Source organism: Longimicrobium sp. (assembly GCF_036280135.1).
GTDB lineage: Bacteria > Gemmatimonadota > Gemmatimonadetes > Longimicrobiales > Longimicrobiaceae > Longimicrobium.
Genome location: NZ_DASURI010000592.1, coordinates 1 through 2,897 on the forward strand (window position 1 = coordinate 1; position 2,897 = coordinate 2,897).

1 protein-coding gene and 1 pseudogene are annotated in these 2,897 nt (G+C 76.0%); both read left to right on the plus strand.

Annotation, left to right across the window (positions count from 1 at the left end; genetic code table 11):
* The coding region (locus VFZ20_RS19115) for a M1 family aminopeptidase (protein ID WP_329685530.1) at positions 1-1,237 on the plus strand (1,237 nt) is incomplete at its 5' end.
* A 581-nt stretch (positions 1,238-1,818) separates the two neighbouring features.
* Positions 1,819-2,897: pseudogene (locus VFZ20_RS19120) on the plus strand (hypothetical protein); the annotation flags it as partial.

The window sequence follows — 2,897 nt, forward strand, 5'->3', positions numbered from 1 at the left end:
CCCCGAGGCCCTGCGCCGCCTGGAGGCCGCCGCGCGCGCCGACACCCCCGTGCACGTGGTGGCCGCGGGGGACGCGGAGGCGGGGCGGGCCACCCTGCGCCCCGCGGACGGCCGGCTGACCTGGCGCTTTCACGCGGACAGCGTCCGTGACTTCGCCTTTGCCGCATCGCCCCGGTACGCGTGGGACGCCGTGGCCGCGCGGGTGCCCGACGGGGCGGGGGGCACGCGCGCCGTCCCCGTGCACGCCCTCTACCGGCCCGGCATCGCCGCGTGGGACGACGGCGCCGTCTTCGCCCGGCAGGCGGTGGAGGCGCTGGGCGCGTCGCTCGTCCCCTATCCGTATCCCCAGCTGACGGTGGCCGAGGGGCCGCTGGCCGGGGGGATGGAGTACCCGCAGCTCGTCTTCGTGGGCGGATACGGCGACGCCCCCGGGCTGCACGCGGGGATCGCGCACGAGGTGGCGCACCAGTGGTTTCCCATCCTCGTGGGGCAGGACGAGGCCGCCCACGCCTGGATGGACGAGGGGATGGCCACCTGGCTGGCCGCCGGGGTGCGCGACCCCCGCATGTCCGCCCCGGACCCCCTTGCCGCCGACCCCCTTGCCGCCGACCGCCGCGCCTACGGGGCCGTGGCGGGGACGGAGCGCGAGGTGCCCGTCGTCCGTCACACGGACCTCGTGAGCCCGTACGGGGCCCGCGCCGTGGCCGCGTACGCCAAGCCGGGGCTCCTGCTGCGCGCCCTCCGCGCCGAGGTGGGCGACACGGCGTGGGCCCGGGCCCTGGACACGTACCTGCGCGAGTGGCGCTTTCGGCGCCCCACCCCGTGGGACTTCTTTCACACGGTGGAGCGCGCCGCCGGGCGCGACCTGGACACGTTCTTCTACCCCTGGTGGTGGGAGACGGGGACGGCGGACCTGGCCGTGGAGCGGGTGGAGCGCCCCGGTCCCGGGCGCGTGCGGGTGACCGTGCGCGACCGGGGCGACATCCCCATCCCCGCCGAGGTGGTGGTGACCACCGCCTCCGGCGCGCGGGCCCGCGCGCGCAACCCCGCCCGGGGGTGGTTGGACCCGCCGCGCCGCGCGGCCACGGTGGAGCTGCGGGTGGACGGCGCCCCCGTGCTCGTGGAGCTGGACCCGGACGGACTGTTCCTGGACGCGGACCGCGGCAACGACCGCTGGACCGCGGCGGAGGGCGGCGCGGCGGACGGTTCGCCCGGGCCCCCGCCCGCCCCGCGATAGGCCTTTCGCGCACGGGTCCGGGGCGATCGGCCGCCCACGCCCGCCTTCCGCAAGGTGCTGTCCGCATCCCGCGTGTGCCGACTCCGCAAAGGCGCCGTCCGCGTCCCGGGCGTGCCGACATCCGGGAACGCGCCGTCCGCACCCCGCGTGTGCCCACATCCGTCCGCCCGCAATGCACTGTCCGCATCCCGCGTGTGCCGGCATCCGGGAAGGCACTGTCCCCATCCCGCGTCTGCCGACTCCGCGAAGGCGCCGTCCGCGTCCCGGGCGTGCCGAGATCCGGTAAGGCGCCGTCCGCGTCCCGCGTGTGCCGACATCCGGGAAGGCGCCGTCCGCACCCCGCGTGTGCCGACTCCGGGAAGGGGCCGTCCGCGTCGACATCCGTCCGCCCGGGCGTGCAGGGGGGACGAACGGGATCGCGGTCCGGGCCGGAGGACGGGCGGGATCACGGCCGGGGCGTGACCCGGTTCTCCCCCGCGCTCCGGGCGTCTCCCATCGAATCCGCACGAACACCGCGCTGCTTCCGCCGCCTGCGTGCTCCCCGCACGCGCGCGTCTCCCCTTTCATCCCGCCGAGACCCGATGCGCACCGGCCACACCATCCTGCTGGGCGGCATCGGCGGAGACTCGCACTCCGTCGGGCTGACCCTGCTGCGCGACGCGCTCACCCAGAACGGGTACCGCGTGCGCTACCTGGGCACGCAGAACCGGCTGGAGGACTTCTTCGCCGGCGCCCCCCTGTGCGACGCGGTGATGCTCTCCAGCATGGACGGGCACACGCGCTACTACCTGCGCGAGTTTCCCGAGCTGCTGCGCAGCCATCCCGCCGGCTCCGCCCTGTGGTACCTGGGCGGCAACCTCACCATCGGCGACGCCCTGGGGCACGAGCGGCTCTTTCGGGAGATGGGCTTTGACCGGGTGTTCGTGAAGTTCGCGGACCTGCGCCAGGTGCTGGAGGTGCTGCGGGCCGACCTGCACGAGCGCGAGCCCGTGGCCGCCCTGGAGGGGCCCCCCGCGCGGGCGGAGCCGGACGCGACCGCCGCCCCCGCCGTGCACGACGCGGTGATGGAGCCGGACGACTTCGAGTGCCGGCGCGGCGAGGTGCTGCAGCTGTGGAAGACGGGGCGCGGCGCGCGCAGCCTGGACGACAACGCCCGGTTCCTGGCCGGGCGGCCCTCATACGCCCGGCTGCAGGCGCAGGTGAACGCGGGCGAGCGGGGGCCGCTGGTGCAGCCCCGCTGCGGGGTGCCCCTGCTGGAGGACCAGCTGCGCCTGTTCGAGGCGTTCACCAGCACGGGGGTGCCCGTGCTCTCCTACCAGGTGGACTCGCTCACCCGCAACGGCGACTACGCGGGGGCCCAGGAGGCCATCCGCGAGAGCCGCGCGTCGCGGGTGCACACGCTCAATGGCCTGCCCCTCATCAACTGCGGCGTGGGAGCCCTGCGGCGGGCCGCCGCCCGCGTGGGCGTGCCCCTGCAGGTGCGCCACAGCGCCCGCGACCCGCGGCTGCTGGCCGAGATCGGCTACGCGGGCGGGGCCACGTCGTTCGAGGGCGGGGCCATCTGCTACAACGTCCCCTACTACAAGCGCTACCCCCTGGCCGAGTCCATCCGGGCCTGGCAGTACGCCGACCGGCTCACGGGGCTGTACCACGAGCGGTA